The 15,255-nt window shown below is 41.8% G+C and carries 10 protein-coding genes and 1 pseudogene; 7 read left to right on the forward strand and 4 right to left on the reverse strand.

All coding sequences use genetic code 11. The features are described from left to right. Positions 1-24 precede the first annotated feature (24 nt). Positions 25-372, forward strand: coding sequence for a translation initiation factor (locus V7L31_RS14520; protein ID WP_334696878.1), 348 nt, complete (start codon positions 25-27; stop codon positions 370-372). Between the two features lie 141 nt (positions 373-513). Next, complete coding sequence (locus V7L31_RS14525; protein ID WP_179065728.1) at positions 514-672, forward strand: YqaE/Pmp3 family membrane protein; 159 nt, start codon at positions 514-516, stop codon at positions 670-672. Between the two features lie 529 nt (positions 673-1,201). Here the strand turns inward: V7L31_RS14525 and V7L31_RS14530 are convergent. The 4 genes from V7L31_RS14530 to lpdA all read right to left on the reverse strand — a co-directional run bounded on the left by V7L31_RS14530 (position 1,202) and on the right by lpdA (position 5,193). Next, the gene (locus V7L31_RS14530) at positions 1,202-1,870 is read right to left on the reverse strand and encodes a carbonic anhydrase (RefSeq protein WP_334696879.1); all 669 of its coding nucleotides are present in this window, start codon (positions 1,868-1,870) and stop codon (positions 1,202-1,204) included. A 256-nt stretch (positions 1,871-2,126) separates the two neighbouring features. Then, the gene (locus tag V7L31_RS14535; protein ID WP_179069134.1) at positions 2,127-2,378 is read right to left on the reverse strand and encodes a DUF5340 domain-containing protein; all 252 of its coding nucleotides are present in this window, start codon (positions 2,376-2,378) and stop codon (positions 2,127-2,129) included. A 242-nt stretch (positions 2,379-2,620) separates the two neighbouring features. Continuing rightward, positions 2,621-3,511: an indole-3-glycerol phosphate synthase TrpC gene (gene trpC / locus V7L31_RS14540; protein WP_334696880.1), complete on the reverse strand. Its 891-nt coding sequence runs from the start codon at positions 3,509-3,511 to the stop codon at positions 2,621-2,623. A 251-nt stretch (positions 3,512-3,762) separates the two neighbouring features. Then, positions 3,763-5,193, reverse strand: coding sequence for a dihydrolipoyl dehydrogenase (lpdA, locus tag V7L31_RS14545; protein WP_334696881.1), 1,431 nt, complete (start codon positions 5,191-5,193; stop codon positions 3,763-3,765). Between the two features lie 429 nt (positions 5,194-5,622). Between lpdA and V7L31_RS14550 the strand changes: the two genes are divergently transcribed. The 5 genes and pseudogenes from V7L31_RS14550 to V7L31_RS32625 all read left to right on the forward strand — a co-directional run. Further along, a complete protein-coding gene (locus V7L31_RS14550; protein ID WP_334696882.1) occupies positions 5,623-7,398 on the forward strand; it encodes an SWIM zinc finger family protein in 1,776 nt (591 codons plus the stop codon). A 116-nt stretch (positions 7,399-7,514) separates the two neighbouring features. After that, positions 7,515-9,299: a ShlB/FhaC/HecB family hemolysin secretion/activation protein gene (locus V7L31_RS14555; protein WP_334696885.1), complete on the forward strand. Its 1,785-nt coding sequence runs from the start codon at positions 7,515-7,517 to the stop codon at positions 9,297-9,299. Positions 9,300-9,878: 579 nt separating this feature from the next. Beyond that, positions 9,879-12,515, forward strand: a complete 2,637-nt coding sequence (locus V7L31_RS14560) for an EAL domain-containing protein (RefSeq protein WP_334696883.1) — start codon at positions 9,879-9,881, stop codon at positions 12,513-12,515. Positions 12,516-13,297: 782 nt separating this feature from the next. Continuing rightward, entirely contained in the window at positions 13,298-14,587 is a 1,290-nt protein-coding gene (locus V7L31_RS14565) for a glycosyltransferase family 4 protein (protein WP_334696884.1), read from the forward strand. Positions 14,588-15,139: 552 nt separating this feature from the next. After that, positions 15,140-15,255 (forward strand): annotated as a pseudogene (locus tag V7L31_RS32625) (IS982 family transposase); the annotation flags it as partial.

The raw sequence follows: 15,255 nt of genomic DNA on the forward strand, positions 1-15,255 counted from the left end.
AATTTTTCTTAAACATTCATTTTTATGTCTTCTTCCAATCCCAAATCTTCCGACAAAGGCTTTGTCTACCGCGAATTTGGCAATGACAACTCAGCCGCTACAGAAAGACCAATTCCAGAACTGCCTCCACAACAACAAAATCTTAAAGTACAAGCTTCCCGTAAAGGACGCAAAGGGAAAACCGTCACAGTGGTTAGTGGTTTTCAAGTCAAACCGGAAACCTTGGCAGATTTGGTGAAGCAGTTGAAAACTCAGTGCGGCACTGGTGGGACAGTTAAAGATAACGAAATTGAAATTCAGGGCGAACACAAACAGAAAATTGTCGAGATTTTGACCAAGCTAGGTTACAAAGCTAAAATTAGCGGTGGCTAATGTTAAGTGCGGTTTCCCGCATCTTAAGTAAGACCTAGATTAACAGAGAGAATGTTATCTTTGAGAGGTACAAGTATGCTTGAAAAGTAGTAAATTACTTTGCCACCAAGCTGTTTTTTGTGAGATGAACAGGAGGTTTAAATGGATTTAGTTCGGATTCTGTGTGCCATTTTCCTGCCGCCTTTGGGAGTTTTTTTACAAGTAGGTTTTGGTATCGATTTTTGGATTAACATACTTTTGACGCTTTTTGGTTACATTCCTGGGATTATTCATGCAGTGTGGATAATTGCTAAAAAATAATTCTTTGTAAAAGATAGGTTGAGTGTACCAATATTGGCGTTACTAATTCTGAACAATGTTGGTGTAGAGGCAATTCATAAATTGCCTCTATAAATAAGGTTATGAGATTAACTATTTTATAATTCAATACGATTCAGTTAAGGGAACTCCAAGAAATAAATTATCCAATATTGTGGGGTGGGCATCTTGCCATTGGTGTCAACTTAACGTGAAACCGCTCATCCGCCGGGAATTGAAATTCCCGTCTCATAGCTAAAGTCATCTTCAGATGACTAAATATTGACAAAAATCTTCAGTCTACTGAAGTAGACTTAAGCTATTAGCCCGAAAATTTATTTCCGGGCGGGCATGGAAGCCAACAGATAAGCTATTTCCAGCTTAAGTTGACACCTATGGCGTATCGCCCACCCCACAAGAGTTAATTGAATATTGGTTACTACCCAATAAAATATAATATCTAAATAAAAGTTGTAAAAATAGTATTTATCAAGTTTCAAGTTTAGGCTTTTTTGTGGCGGTAAATGCTGAATTAGCTCTCATTCTTTAACATCGCATACAGTCTGAACTCTAGAAGCAAGGGGCAGATGTGCAATTGCCATTGTACAGTTGATACGTTCAAATCTTTGATTAATCCAGTACGTATATCTAGTACCCAGCCGTGAACCATAGGCGCTTTTCGCTGATGGAGTACCTGACGCATGATGGAAGTTTGGTAAAGATTTTTCACTTGTGCCACAACATTGATTTCCGCCAAACGATTCAGACGTTCTTCTCTTGTTGGCAAGGCATCAATTTCTTCTTGTTTCTCTAAATACAGTTCCCGAATCGGATTTACCCAGTTATCAAGAATTCCGATGGTTCTTCCTTCTAAAGCAGCTTTAATTCCTCCACAATCATAGTGACCACAAACGATCACGTGTTCCACTTTCAGATGTAAAATTGCGTATTCTAAAACAGCTAAAAAGTTTATATCTGTTAGAGAAACTTGATTGGCAATATTACGATGTACAAATAACTCTCCTGGTTCTGTACGGGTAAAGCTTGTTAATGCCAGACGACTATCAGAACACCCAATGTATAGAAAAGGTGGTGTTTGTCCAGTAGATAATTCTTCAAAGTAAGTTGGGTCTATAGCTAGTTTCTCGGCAACCCAAGCCTGATTATTTCTGAAGAGTTCATCAATGCTGTTATATTTCATCTTTCGTCAAATTCGAGAGAGAATCTCATCAATATTTTAACTTATCTACAGTTTTCTTTAAATCAAGATCAACTTTTTCAGAGCTAAAATATTCTCAAGATGAAAATTATTTTCTACAGCATTAATATTATTTTTGTATAAATTGTCAAAAGCTATAGCGTTTATCTAGTAAGTGCGTTGTAACTTGTAAGTACTGACTCCTTCAATACACAGAGAACCTTTCTGATGATAGCTAGGATAACTTCACAAAGAATCTTCAATCGGGGGCAACAACTTTGTTATCGTGATGATGGTTGATTGACCAACGATGATCAATAGTTACAGAGGAAAACTCACAAATTTCTTCTAGTCGCTTTTGCTGTACAGCAGCTTTACGGAGAGTAATAATTAGCTGATTCACCTGATGCCGTAAATCTGGATTATCATTTACTGCTAACATAGTTTGTCTTTCTAAGAGTTGAAGTATAAGTTCGTAATGAATAGGTGAAGGTAGAGGAATTTGCTCCATGAAGTTAAATTTTGATTTCATATTTGGTATTTTTTATCAGTCAGAGTTTGTTTCTTATTAATTAATTGTTACATAAGAAATAACTAGTTGTTTATGGCTTTAATTTGATTAGCAATGAAGATTTGGCAAAGATATTGATGATATTTAATGGCAAAATGCTGCGTATCTACGCATAGTATGCCCAATTGCCAACTATTTTGTGCAGTTGCCTGCGCCTTTTAGGGCAGGGGAGGTGTAACTTTTCAGGAATTCCTCGGTAATATATCGGCGATCGCAGCGCCGGGATTTGGTTGTTTTACCAAAGATTCTCCAATGAGTACAGCGGATGCACCTGCTGTCAGCACCAAATTCAAATCATCTGGGTTGTGTAGTCCTGACTCGCTGACAACCAGGATATTTTTCTCCTGCAATTGGCTACCCCTTGCAGCTAAAAGTTCGCAAGTAGTTTGCAGATCAACAGAGAAATCTTCCAAATTGCGATTATTGATTCCTACCAAGGAGACTCCATCTAAAGCTAACACACGGTCAAGTTCTGCCAAGCTATGGACTTCAATCAAGGCTGCCATTTTCAGGTTGTTAGCAATTTTCAGGAAGTATTTCAAATCTTGATCGCTCAGGATAGCTGCAATCAACAAAATAGCATCTGCACCCTGAACCCGCGCTAAGTATATTTGGTAAGCATAAATAATAAACTCTTTGCACAGTAGGGGCAAATCTACGGCAGCCCGAACTTTGGCTAAATTGTCAAAGCTACCTTGAAAAAACTTGACATCTGTTAGCACCGAAAGACAACTAGCACCACCTTGTTGATAAGATTGGGCGATCGCTACTGGGTCAAAATCTGCTCGTAAAACGCCTTTGCTAGGTGAAGCTTTTTTAACTTCGGCAATCAATGCTGGTTTAGTCTTACCTTGACGCAAAGCGGCGACAAAATCACGGGTTGGCGGTGCAGTGAGTACCTGTTTCAGCAATTCTTGCAAAGGAACCCTTTCCCGCATTTGGTCATATTCTATTTCTTTCTGCCAGACAATTTCTTCCAAAATGTTGTTTGGCGCTGCATCAGGCACGGCAGCCTGATAACGTAATATTGATACATCAATAGCTGGGTTAGGTGAACGACGACGGATTTGCATGATTGGGGACTGGGGGACTGGGGATTGGGGACTGGGGACTGGGGACTGGGGACTTGGGACTTGGGATTGGGGACTGGGGACTTGGGATTGGGGACTGGGGACTTGGGATTGGGGACTGGGGACTTGGGACTTGGGCTGGAAAATAGGCTACAGGTTACAGGGTAAAGATTATTCTCTGTCACCTATTGTCTTTCCCTTAATTTCAATATCTAATACCCAATCCCCAGTCCCCAGTACCCAGTACCCAATCCCTAAATTGCGATCGCTCGTTTATAAGCTTCGTCTAAGACTTCCGAGAGTGTCGGGTGGGCGTGAACTAGATGTGCCAAGCTTTGGACAGATTGACGGTTGGCGATCGCGGCTGACGCTTCATGAATTAAATCTGAGGCGTGCAGTCCGAAAATGTGAACGCCCAAGACTTCTCCGGTATCTTTGCGATATATCACTTTGGCAATACCGTCGGCTTCATTTTCTGCTAAAGCTTTGGAATTTCCTTTGAAATAACTCTTACTTGTGGCGATTTCAAACCCTTCGGCTTGTCCCAATTCCTTCGCTGCGGTTTCAGTTAAGCCTACATAGCTGACTTCTGGGTGAGTAAACGCCGCTGCGGGGATGCTGCGATAGTCTACTATTCTTTCCCTCCCAACTATGTTTTCTACCGCAATGATGCCTTGAGCAGAAGCCGCATGTGCCAACATCATCTTCCCATTAGCGTCGCCAATTGCCCACAAATGTGGTACGACTTCACCTGCTGATAGCACTGCCATGCGATCGTCTACTGGAATAAAATTCCGCCGATCAACTTCCACACCCACAGACTCTAAACCCAGATTTTTGGTGGCTGGGATGCGTCCAGTAGCCACCAAGCAAGCATCTACTTCGATGACATCTACATCTTCTTTGGTTTTGAAATCTGCTAACTCAATTACCACAGGTGAACCTGGGGTGACTTTTTTGGCGTATATCCCGACTTTCGTTTCAATATCGCGGGGAGTAATTAGCACCCGTTCAGCAAGTTTGGCAATATCGCGGTCAAATCCTGGCATTAACTGATCTAAAGCTTCAATCAAGGTGATTTCACAACCCAAAGCTGAGTAAATATCAGAAAATTCTAAGCCGATGTAACCACTACCAATAATTGCCACCCAGTCTGGTAGTGACTCTAATTTGACACCTTGATCGCTGGTAAAGACAGTTTTGCCGTCTACTTCAATCCCTGGAGGTACAAAAGGAATTGAACCAGGTGAAAGAATGATGTCTTTGGCTGTGATGGTTTTTTCACCGCCGTCTCCAGAAATCGAGACTTTTTGCGCCCCAGCGATTTTTCCCCAACCTCGGATGATATCGACTCCTAGACGTTTGAGGCTGTTGGTTAAATCGCCTTGAATTTTCGAGACAAGATTGGTAGCATGATCGGCGATCGCTTGGCGATCGAATTCTACGCTACCAATTTGAATTCCCAGTGACTTGAGGTGGTGGGCATTGCGTAACTCCCGCACACGCCCAGATGCCGCCAGCAGCGCTTTAGAAGGAATACAGCCCCGATTAACACAGGTTCCTCCCATATCAGCAGCTTCAATAATTGCTGTTTTCAAACCACAATTTACGGCGTGTAAGGCTGCGCCATGTCCGCCTACACCAGCGCCGATAATTACTAAATCGTAATCATATCCTTGACTCACGTTAGTTTCCCCGTCTGCTTCGCCTATTTATTCTCAACTTGACCGACAATCAGCGCAACCCTTTTAACAGTTATCAGTTATCAGTTTTATCGCTGAACTCTAAATCCCTCACCTTACATTACCCTGACTGTTTACTGTTGACTGTTCACTGATTTCAGGTTCGGGTATTGCTAACTCAAATTATGATTCACTCACTTCTGGCGAAAATATGGATATTTTCATTATATGGTTTGGTTTTCCCAGAAAAGCGACAATAAATTAGGTGAGTATTTGCAGGGTAATGAAGCTGATTTCAGTTTTGAGCTAGTTAATGAATAGAAATTGCAGCCTCATCGAGAGTACCCATACTTTTTTTTCTTTACAGCGCGTTAGCCTAACACTAAGCTGGATTTAGGATTCATCCAGAGGATTTACACAGGTGATCGCTCGATGTCTATTCCCCAAATTAGTGAATTTACTATCCGCCGTCATGCCAACGCCAAATCTTTCCAGCGAGGCGAGGCATATTATGAGGCTGGTGCTGTCAATGCCGTTATCCAACGTGGTCATCTGCTTCAGGCGGATGTTGTCGGCACTGAAGCTAGACCTTATCATGTCAACCTGAGTTTCGATAGCAGTGGCTTAACTTCAGTAAAATGCACCTGTGCCTACGACTTGGAAGGGTGGTGCAAACATATTGTCGCGACGATGCTTGTCTGTGCGCGTAACTCAGAAAATATTGAGCAGCGCCCCACCCTAGAAGAACTACTAAATCGCATAGATTATATCCAAACTCAAAGACTGCTGCAAGAGTTAGTCGCAGAATACTCACCATTAATTGAGGCGATTGACCGTCATGTAAGTTGGATGACGAATCCTGCTGACAACCAAACAAACATCAAACCTCTGCGCCGCAGGACTATTGACCCGACTCCCTTTCGGCGGCAAGTACGGCAGATTCTCAAAGATACCGTGCGCTACTTTGAGGAAGGATATGAAGAAGACCCCATTGGCGAAGATTTGCTGAGTGTGGTGCAAACTGCGGTAGATTTTAGCGAACGAGGAGAAGGTGAAAATGCGATCGCTATTTTGGAAGCGATTACCTCTACCTGTGTGGAAAATTGGGATGATGTTGCCGAATATGGCGCTGAAAACGATGAAATTGTCGAGGAATTAAATAGTGCTTGGTGTGAAGCAATTCTCAGCACCCAACTTACCCCAGAAGAAAAAGTTGATATTCAAATCAATTTAGAAGCATGGCAAGATGATTGGAATGTTGACTTTGGTCTGATTATGGAGGCTTTACGCCAAGGTTGGGATTATCCACCATTGCTACAAGTTCTCCAAGGTAATATTACGGAAAGAGGAGCTTGGGAAGAAGACGTGCCAGATTATGCAGATGATTTGGCATTAATTCGTCTGAAAATTCTCGAACGTCAAGAGCGTTATCAAGAATACCTGTATTTAGCAGAAGCGGAAGGGCAAACCCAGCAATATCTGACCATGTTGGGGCGTTTAGGCAGGGTAGAAGAAGCGATTGATGCGGCTCAAACCCAGATGAACTCAATGGAAGAGGCTTTTGCCCTAGCGAAAACACTCAGCATTCAGGGAGCATTACAGCAAGCACTAGATATAGCCCAAAGTGGATTAAGTTTACCAGGTAATTGTCAGTACGAATTGGGAATTTGGACAAGTGATTTAGCTAGTGAGTTGGGTAATAGTGAAGCTGCTTTATTAGCAGTCAAGGCGGCTTTTCAAATCAAGCCCTCCTTTGTGGACTACCAAAAGATGGCAGAATTGGCTGGGGAAAACTGGGAAAGTGTCAAAACAGACCTGCTGAAAATTGTTCGTACTTATAGTGGTTGGGGAACAGAATCAGCCAAGTTGGATATATTCTTGCATGAGGGGCTAATTGATGATGCAATTGCGATCGCTAGTGAACTTAGTTCTGATCATTCAGAGTTAATTCACCGAGTGATGGATGCTGCTATCCCTCATAATCCTAGTTGGGTGATTGCTAATGCTCGTCTCCGTGCCGAAAAGATTATGGATGCAGGTAAAGCCGAATACTACTACTACGCGGTTGAATGGTTGAAAAAGGCGCGTAATGCATATTTGGAATCTGGAAAGAAATCTGACTGGTTAAGCTATCGAGAAAACTTGATGCAAACCCACGCCCGTAAACGTAAATTGATGGGAATGTTTAAGCAAAAAAGTATGGAATAAAAAACTCCATCCCGCAGGGGGATGGAGTTTCCCGTCACTTTCAATGAAGTAAGATTCACATCTAAACCAGTCACCGTATAATTACATGGTTACTGACAAAAAAATAGCCCAGTGTGATGATTGATAAATATCCCCAGAACCTTATAGTGTCTTGCTTACCGCTAAGTATGCTTCTGTTACTCGGCAGTATATATTCTAGTCCACTGAAAGCTCAGACTGTTGATACTACACAATTACCAACTAGTAATTTCATCCTGTCACAACAACAACTTCCACCACCACAGGATATCCAACCACCTACACCTTTGCCACTTCCTGCACCTTTGCCACAGCCACTTCCCCCACCAGCAGAACTACTTCCCCCATCTGCCCCAACTCCTACACCAGAGGAACCAATTCCTGGCAACTTTCCTCAAACTATTGTTGTTGAAAGGTTTGAGGTTGTTGGTAGCACAGTCTTCAGTGCCCAAGAGTTAGCTAAAGCCACTGCTGAATTTACCAAACGACCAATCTCGCTGACCGAAATATATCAAGCACGTTCTAAAATCACTGATTTATATGTCAAAAATGGTTACATTACCTCTGGTGCATATATCCCACCCCAAACAATCCAATCTGGTGTTGTCAAAATTCAGGTGGTCGAAGGTAAATTAGAGGGTATCCAGGTAACTGGAACTCGACGGTTGAATCCGAATTATGTCCGTAGCCGACTAGCAATAGCGACATCACCGCCTCTGAATCGCCAGCGTCTATTAGAGGCACTGCAACTTTTGCAACTTAATCCTTTAATTCAAAACGTGACTGCTGAACTCTCAGCAGGATCGCGGACAGGTGCTAGTCTCTTAGAAGTCAAGATTAGTGAGGCAAAAACCTTTAGTAGCCAAATAATTCTTGATAATGGGCGATCGCCTAGTGTTGGCAGTTTTCGCCGCCGATTACAATTGAATGAAGCCAACTTATTGGGATTAGGAGATGCTTTAGGTGTAGCTTACACTAATACCGATGGTAGCAACTCCTTTGACGCCAGCTATACATTACCAGTCAATCCTAAGAACGGAACTCTCAGCTTTAACTATGGCACTACGTCGAGTAATGTCATTGAACCTCCTTTCAACGTTTTAGATATCCAATCGTCTTCTCGTTATTACGAACTAACATTTCGCCAGCCCATAGTTCAAACTCCTACGCAAGAATTCGTCTTGGGGTTAACAGCCTCACGACGGGAAAGTGAAGCCTCCTACGTCGAAATAGAGCGAATACCTTTCCCTGGTTTAGGCGCTGATAACCAGGGACGCACTAGGGTATCTGCGTTGCGATTTTTTCAAGAATGGACTTCTCGTAACAGCCGTGAAGTCATCGCCCTACGCTCTCAATTTAGCTTAGGTATCGATGTGTTGAATCCCACCATTAATCAAGAGGCTCCCGATGGCCGCTTTTTTGCTTGGCAAGGGCAAGGACAGTGGGCGCGCCTTTTAGCTCCTGAAACCTTACTATTACTTCGTTTAAATACACAACTTGCCTCCAGAACACTTTTGCCCTTAGAGCAATTTGGCTTAGGTGGGCAGGATAACATTCGAGGCTACCGTCAAGATTACCTGCTAACGGATAATGGCACTTTTGTTTCTGCGGAAGTACAAGTACCGATTCTGCGTTTACCCCAGATAAATAGCACTTTACAGGTTGTCCCCTTTGTAGATTTTGGTGTGGGCTGGAATAGTTCCAGCAGAGACAACCCCAATCCTAATACTTTAGCTGCTGTTGGTTTGGGGTTGCGTTGGTCACAGGGCGATCGCTTCACTGTTCGTCTTGACTGGGGTATTCCTTTAATATCTGTTAATTCAAATGACAGAACATTACAAGAAAACGGTCTGTATTTTAGTTTACTTTATAATCCTTTTTAAAATTTAGAAGTCATTCTCTTGACCACCTCAACGAGAAACTTTGCTAATAGAGGATTCCCGCCATGAAAGCAACTGGCGTGCGATTGTCCAAAGATCAGATTGTTTCTATCTAATTCGCAAAATTCCGTGAGTCAGAACTATTTAACCTATTAAAAAATAAAAATCAGACCTTTAAGATTTTTTGTTTTGAAGTCTCCTGAGCTAGCTTTCTTCTTTACCAGAGGCTACGCCAACAATTTTGAATGCGTGAATTTTGAATTCTTAATCTGGGTATCCTAAGAAAGACAAGGTTGAATGATATAAACAAAGGGATAAAGTTTATAAGTTATGTATGAATGGAGAAATCAGCTAAAACTTCTACCGCAAAAATTGATTGAACAATTAGCCATCTTATTCCAGAAGGTTAATTATGAACGTAAAAGCTGGTTTGCACCCTCATACCAATTTTGGGATAGCAAACGGTGAGAATTTTTATTGAGAAAATTTTCTCAGAAGTGTAGCCTGAAGTCTCAACTTCGGGAAGTAGTATTTTTCAGATTAAGACATAGAAATAAAGGTATGAGGATTTGAGGAACAGCCATGCTAGAAAATGAGCGGGAAAAAATACGCCATCTGTTGGTTATTCAAGACCTGCAAGGGCGGCGAACTATCCCCTTGCGAGAAAATACTTATTCGCTGGGGCGACATCCCGCAAACACTATTGTCTTGGCTTCTCGGTCAGTATCAATGCAACATGCAATTTTATTACGAGTAACTGTTCCTGAGACTGACCAATATGGCTTTCAAATAATTGATGGTAACTACAAGGGAAAAGGCAGTACTAATGGCTTATTTGTAAATGGGAGTAAATGCTATTCTCATAATCTCAGACATGGAGATATTGTTGCTTTTGGTAGCAATCAAGCTCAAGCTAAATATTACGCTATTTCCAACATTTCCGAAAAAGTATTTTCTGAATCTTTTGATGTTGAAGACTTATCTGGCTTCCTCTCCGCCCAAGCTAATCCTGCTAATCCTTTTCAAACTTTAGCTGTCGATCCCAGCTTTGAAGCAGCTAGTGAATCTGCCTTAGCTCGCCTAGCATCCTTCCCTGAACTTATTCCCAATCCGATTATTGAGATGGATTTCGAGGGAACAGTTACTTATCTCAATCCAGCCGCAGCTCTCAAGTTTCCTAAACTTCGGAAAGTTGGGATAGAACATCCGATTTTAACAGGACTCCTAAGTGGGGTTAACAATCTAGAAAAAAATTCTTTTGTACGGGAGGTGGAAGTAGGCGCAGAAGTTTTTGAACAATCCGTACTCTACCTTCCTGAAAGTGATTTAATTAGAACTTTTATTGTTAGGGATATTACAGAGCAAAAGAAAGTTACAGCCGAACTACATCAGCGCGATCGCTTGCTACAGGCAGTTGCAGAAGCGGCTAATTATTTGCTAGGAGAAATGAATTATGAAACTGGTGTTAATCGAGCTCTAGCTGTACTGGGTGAAGCTGCCCAGGCAGATCGTGCCTATCTTTTTCAGAACCATTCTCATCCGGCTACAGGGGAAATAGCCGTCAGCTTACGGTTTGAATGGACGCACTCTTTTATTGAATCTACCCAACACCATTGGCAGAATCAACCTTATCAAGCTTCTGGATTAGCCCGTTGGTATACAGTTCTCTCTAGCGGCCAGTCGATTAGCGGACTCACCCAAAAATTTCCTGTCGCCGAGCAAGAATTCCTAATTCGAGATGGCATTAAATCCCTTCTCTTAGTGCCTCTCCGCTTAGACAATGAGTTCTGGGGCTATCTTGGCTTGGCAGACTGCAAATTTGAGCGTCATTGGTCTAGGCATGAAGAATCTACCCTTTTGACCATGGCCGCCAGTATCATTAGTACACGGCAGCGCCAGCAAGTAGAAGAAAAAATTCGTTATCAAGCCCTCCATGACGTGCTGACAGGGTTGCCCAATCGCCTACTATTTAACGAACTGCTCAATAAAACTCTGCCCAACGCTACCCGCAATGGCGAAAGTTTAGCTGTGATCTTTCTCGACCTGGATCGCTTCAAGGTGATTAATGATACTTTGGGACACACTCTGGGAGACCAATTGCTACAAAGCGTCTCTCAAAGATTAAAAGACTCACTCAGAGGCGGAGACACTGTAGCCCGTTGGGGAGGTGATGAGTTCACTATTTTACTCCCGCGAGTTAATGATATTGAAGAAGTAACTTTGGTGGCTTGCAGAATATTACAAGCCTTAGAGGATGCTTTTCATCTTCAAGGGCATGAACTTTATGTAACCGCTAGCCTTGGTATTGCGTTACTTGATAACAATAGCCCTGACACCGAAACACTAATCCAGCACGCAGATGCCGCTTTGTACTACGCCAAAGACAAAGGGCGGAATAACTACCAATTTTATAGCGTTTCCCTGAGTGCTAAAAATCCTGAACTCCTGACTTTAGAAAAGAGCTTGCGCTATGCCCTAGAACGCAATGAATTTATACTGTACTATCAGCCTCGCGTGAACATTGCTACAGGAGACATTACTGGTATGGAAGCTCTGTTGCGTTGGCAGCACCCAGAAATGGGATTGGTCGCGCCCAGTGTCTTTATTCCCTTGATCGAAGAAAGTGGATTAATTGTCCCCATTGGTGAATGGGTGCTACGGACAGCCTGTAACCAAAATAAAGCATGGCAAGACACAGGATTACCACCAATGATGATCGCTGTTAATCTTTCTCTGAAGCAGTTCCGTCAACCTAAATTGGTGGATACTATAGCCAAAATCTTAGCAGAAACGGGTCTGGAGCCGCGCTTTTTAGAATTAGAAATTACCGAAACCACAGCTATTGAGGATTTGGATTTTACCAGAACGGTCTTAGAGAATATCCAGCAGATGGGTATTTACATCTCCATTGATGACTTTGGTACAGGTCATTCCTCGCTTTCCCGCCTACAACTTTTGCCACTGCACAATCTGAAAATAGATAAGTCTTTTATTCAAGATTTGACGCATGATGTTAAAGTAGCTCATATCATCAAAGCCATAGTTAGCTTGGGACAGAGCTTAGGATTGAAGTTGACAGCTGAAGGGGTAGAGAATGAAGAAGAATTGGAGTTTTTGAAATCTATCAACTGTGAAGATGTACAGGGCTTTTTATTCTACCGACCGCTTTCTGCTCAAAAAGCAACAGAAATCCTCGAAAGTAAACGACCAAACCTTTAATGAAGAGTGCTGAGTTGAAAGAGACCGCCCACAAGGGGGAGCTACTGCGGTAGACAGATTTCCCAGCATAAAGCAAGTGGCATTGGGGTATTAACTTTCTCCACATTAAAAGATTCCGCTTGACTTCGGGCGGGGCTTTTATCATAGTACGAAGGTACTGAGTACGGATTGTTACTCAGCACTCAACACAGGCTAAATACCCCGTGATCGCTAATAGCACTCAGAACTGAGTGGGATGAACATAATACTTATGACTTGGTTAAAAATACTTCGTGTGCCAGTTTAAAAGGCGGAATGAGGGTTATATGCACAACCGTGAATATGATGCTACAATCCCCCAAGTGTAAGTTTAGAAACAACTAGATCAACTATTATCATAATCATCAAAAATTGTTAAAGCCTATGTCTATAGGAACCTAACCTGCTTACACAAAATGATGTTTTGATTTTTAATTTTATTATATCAGTACAAAAACTTTCTTTTAAAAACCACGAATAAAATTCATAAACAATGTTTAAGTAAGTCGGTATGAATAATTAAAGGTCTGTAGTAATCGGCTCTAGCTTTTAAAATAGGACTGGAGCCGCTTACTACAATCCAATTTAATTAAGTTTGCATTGCAAAATACATAGTTTGATTTAATTTTTACCATTTACTTAACGCAATTTTAATCAAGCAATCTTACAACTTAAAATAAGTAATAAAAGTAGCAGCCTTTACTTGCTATGAAGGAATAAATCCGATCGTCTCATACTGTATTCACGTAATTCACAAATAGCTCATGCACATTCTGATTTATTCCTACAACTATCATCCAGAGCCGATTGGAATTGCCCCGTTAATGACTGAATTAGCAGAAGGATTAGTTAAGCGAGGTCATGAAGTGCGAGTGATTACGGGAATGCCCAACTATCCTCAGCGCGAAATTTATGATGGATATCGGGGTAAGTTGTACCTTACTGAACAAAAAAATGGCGTCACAATTGCACGAAGTTACCTCCGAATTAAATCCAAACCTAACCTTGTAGATCGGCTGTTACTAGAGTTAAGCTTTGTTTTCACCAGCTTACCCCAAGCCTTTAAAGGTGGACGCCCCGATGTGATTCTCTTAACAATTCCACCTCTATTAGGTACGTTGCCAGCAACAATATTTGGCTGGTTATACAACTGCCCAGTAGTTCTGAATGTGCAAGACATTCTACCAGAAGCCGCTATACGTATCGGGCTATTGAAAAACAAGTGGATGATCCGAACTCTTACAGCCCTAGAGAAATTCGCATATCAGACTGCACATACTATTAGTGTCATTGCCGATGGATTTGGCGATAACTTAGTGAAGAAGGGAGTACCTGTTAATAAAATTGTTTGTATTCCCAATTGGGTGAATTTAAATTTCATCCGGCCTTTACCCAAAGCGAACAACTCTTGGATATCGAACCATCAACTAAATGATAAATTTGTAGTCCTTTATTCGGGCAATATTGCTCTAACACAAGGTCTTGAAACAGTAATAGAAGCAGCAGTTTGCTTGCGTAATATTAAGGATATTGTCTTTGTAATCGTTGGCGAATCAAGAGCATTACAAAGGTTGCAAGAATATTGTCTATTAAATGGAGCAGATAATGTTTTGCTGCTACCTTTACAGCCACGAGAAAAACTACCCGAAATGCTAGCGGCATCTGATGTAGGATTAATTGTGCAAAAGTGCAATGTGATTTCGTTTAATATGCCTTCAAAAATACCGTTGCTATTGGCGAGTGGTCGCCCAATTGTGGGTTCAGTTCCCGGCACTGGTAGTGCTGCTAGAGCGATCGAACTCAGTGGTGGTGGGATAATTGTTGAGCCAGAATCACCCCATGCAATGGCAGCTGCGGTGCATGATTTATATACTAATCCTGCTCTAGGAGCAAGGCTAGGCAACAAAGGAAGACAGTTTGCTGAAGAAAACTATTCCTTGGAACAAGCACTCGATCGGTATGAGTTGCTTCTTTCTCACATTGTTACTAACCGCAAATCAACTATGGGGATCTTTCCGAAATTGGATTCTACTAAATCAGTTGTGGATGGTTAAAGGGGACTGGGGATTGGGCAAAATAATTCCGTTAGCAGTCGCAGAGTGTTGAACCAGTTCTGAGTGCAGAGTTAATAATCTCACTTCTTAACTCTGCACTCGGTACTCTGCACTCCTGAAGGGGATTGTCTACACAGCTAATGCCCTAATTTAGATAAATTAAATCACCCATTCGGGTGAGTTGCGAATCAACCAATCGGGTGAACTAACTGTAGGAAGTTAAGATTGCTCAAAAATAGGACTCTAGAGAACACTAATTGATTGCACGTCGTTCTTGGTGAGGATAACTTGATGAATAAAGCTGAATTAATCAGTGTAGGTATAGCCCACCTAACCGCCAGGGGAAGCAAGCTAGGGAGAACATCTCTCCATACTCTTTTCTTCCTTAAAATCAACGTGAGTTCGACGGATAAAAAAGCCCAAAAAGGTTGCTAGGTAATAATTTGAGAAATTAGTAAGTCAAATAATGACTAAAATTTATGGGGGATAGGTAAAAAAGGCACAAAAAAAGACCGAGACTAAGAATATCTAACAAAAATAAGGGTCTCGGCTATGTCTACCATTGTATCTCGCCTCGACATCACCCAAATTTTCTGCGACGTAGATGATTTTTGTAACCAATGGGAAAGCTTGTGGCGGCAAATACCACAATTGCCATCGACAAGAGG

Source organism: Nostoc sp., from assembly GCF_036916655.1.
Taxonomy (GTDB): domain Bacteria; phylum Cyanobacteriota; class Cyanobacteriia; order Cyanobacteriales; family Nostocaceae; genus Nostoc.

Bases quoted from the DNA above. Each gene is read 5' to 3' on its own strand.
- V7L31_RS14520 (WP_334696878.1), top strand. From the start codon at position 25: ATGTCTTCTTCCAATCCCAAATCTTCCGACAAAGGCTTTGTCTACCGC.
- V7L31_RS14560 (WP_334696883.1), top strand. From the start codon at position 9,879: ATGCTAGAAAATGAGCGGGAAAAAATACGCCATCTGTTGGTTATTCAA.
- trpC (WP_334696880.1), bottom strand. From the start codon at position 3,511: ATGCAAATCCGTCGTCGTTCACCTAACCCAGCTATTGATGTATCAATA.
- V7L31_RS14525 (WP_179065728.1), top strand. From the start codon at position 514: ATGGATTTAGTTCGGATTCTGTGTGCCATTTTCCTGCCGCCTTTGGGA.
- V7L31_RS14550 (WP_334696882.1), top strand. From the start codon at position 5,623: ATGTCTATTCCCCAAATTAGTGAATTTACTATCCGCCGTCATGCCAAC.
- V7L31_RS14555 (WP_334696885.1), top strand. From the start codon at position 7,515: ATGATTGATAAATATCCCCAGAACCTTATAGTGTCTTGCTTACCGCTA.
- V7L31_RS14530 (WP_334696879.1), bottom strand. From the start codon at position 1,870: ATGAAATATAACAGCATTGATGAACTCTTCAGAAATAATCAGGCTTGG.
- V7L31_RS14535 (WP_179069134.1), bottom strand. From the start codon at position 2,378: ATGGAGCAAATTCCTCTACCTTCACCTATTCATTACGAACTTATACTT.
- V7L31_RS14565 (WP_334696884.1), top strand. From the start codon at position 13,298: ATGCACATTCTGATTTATTCCTACAACTATCATCCAGAGCCGATTGGA.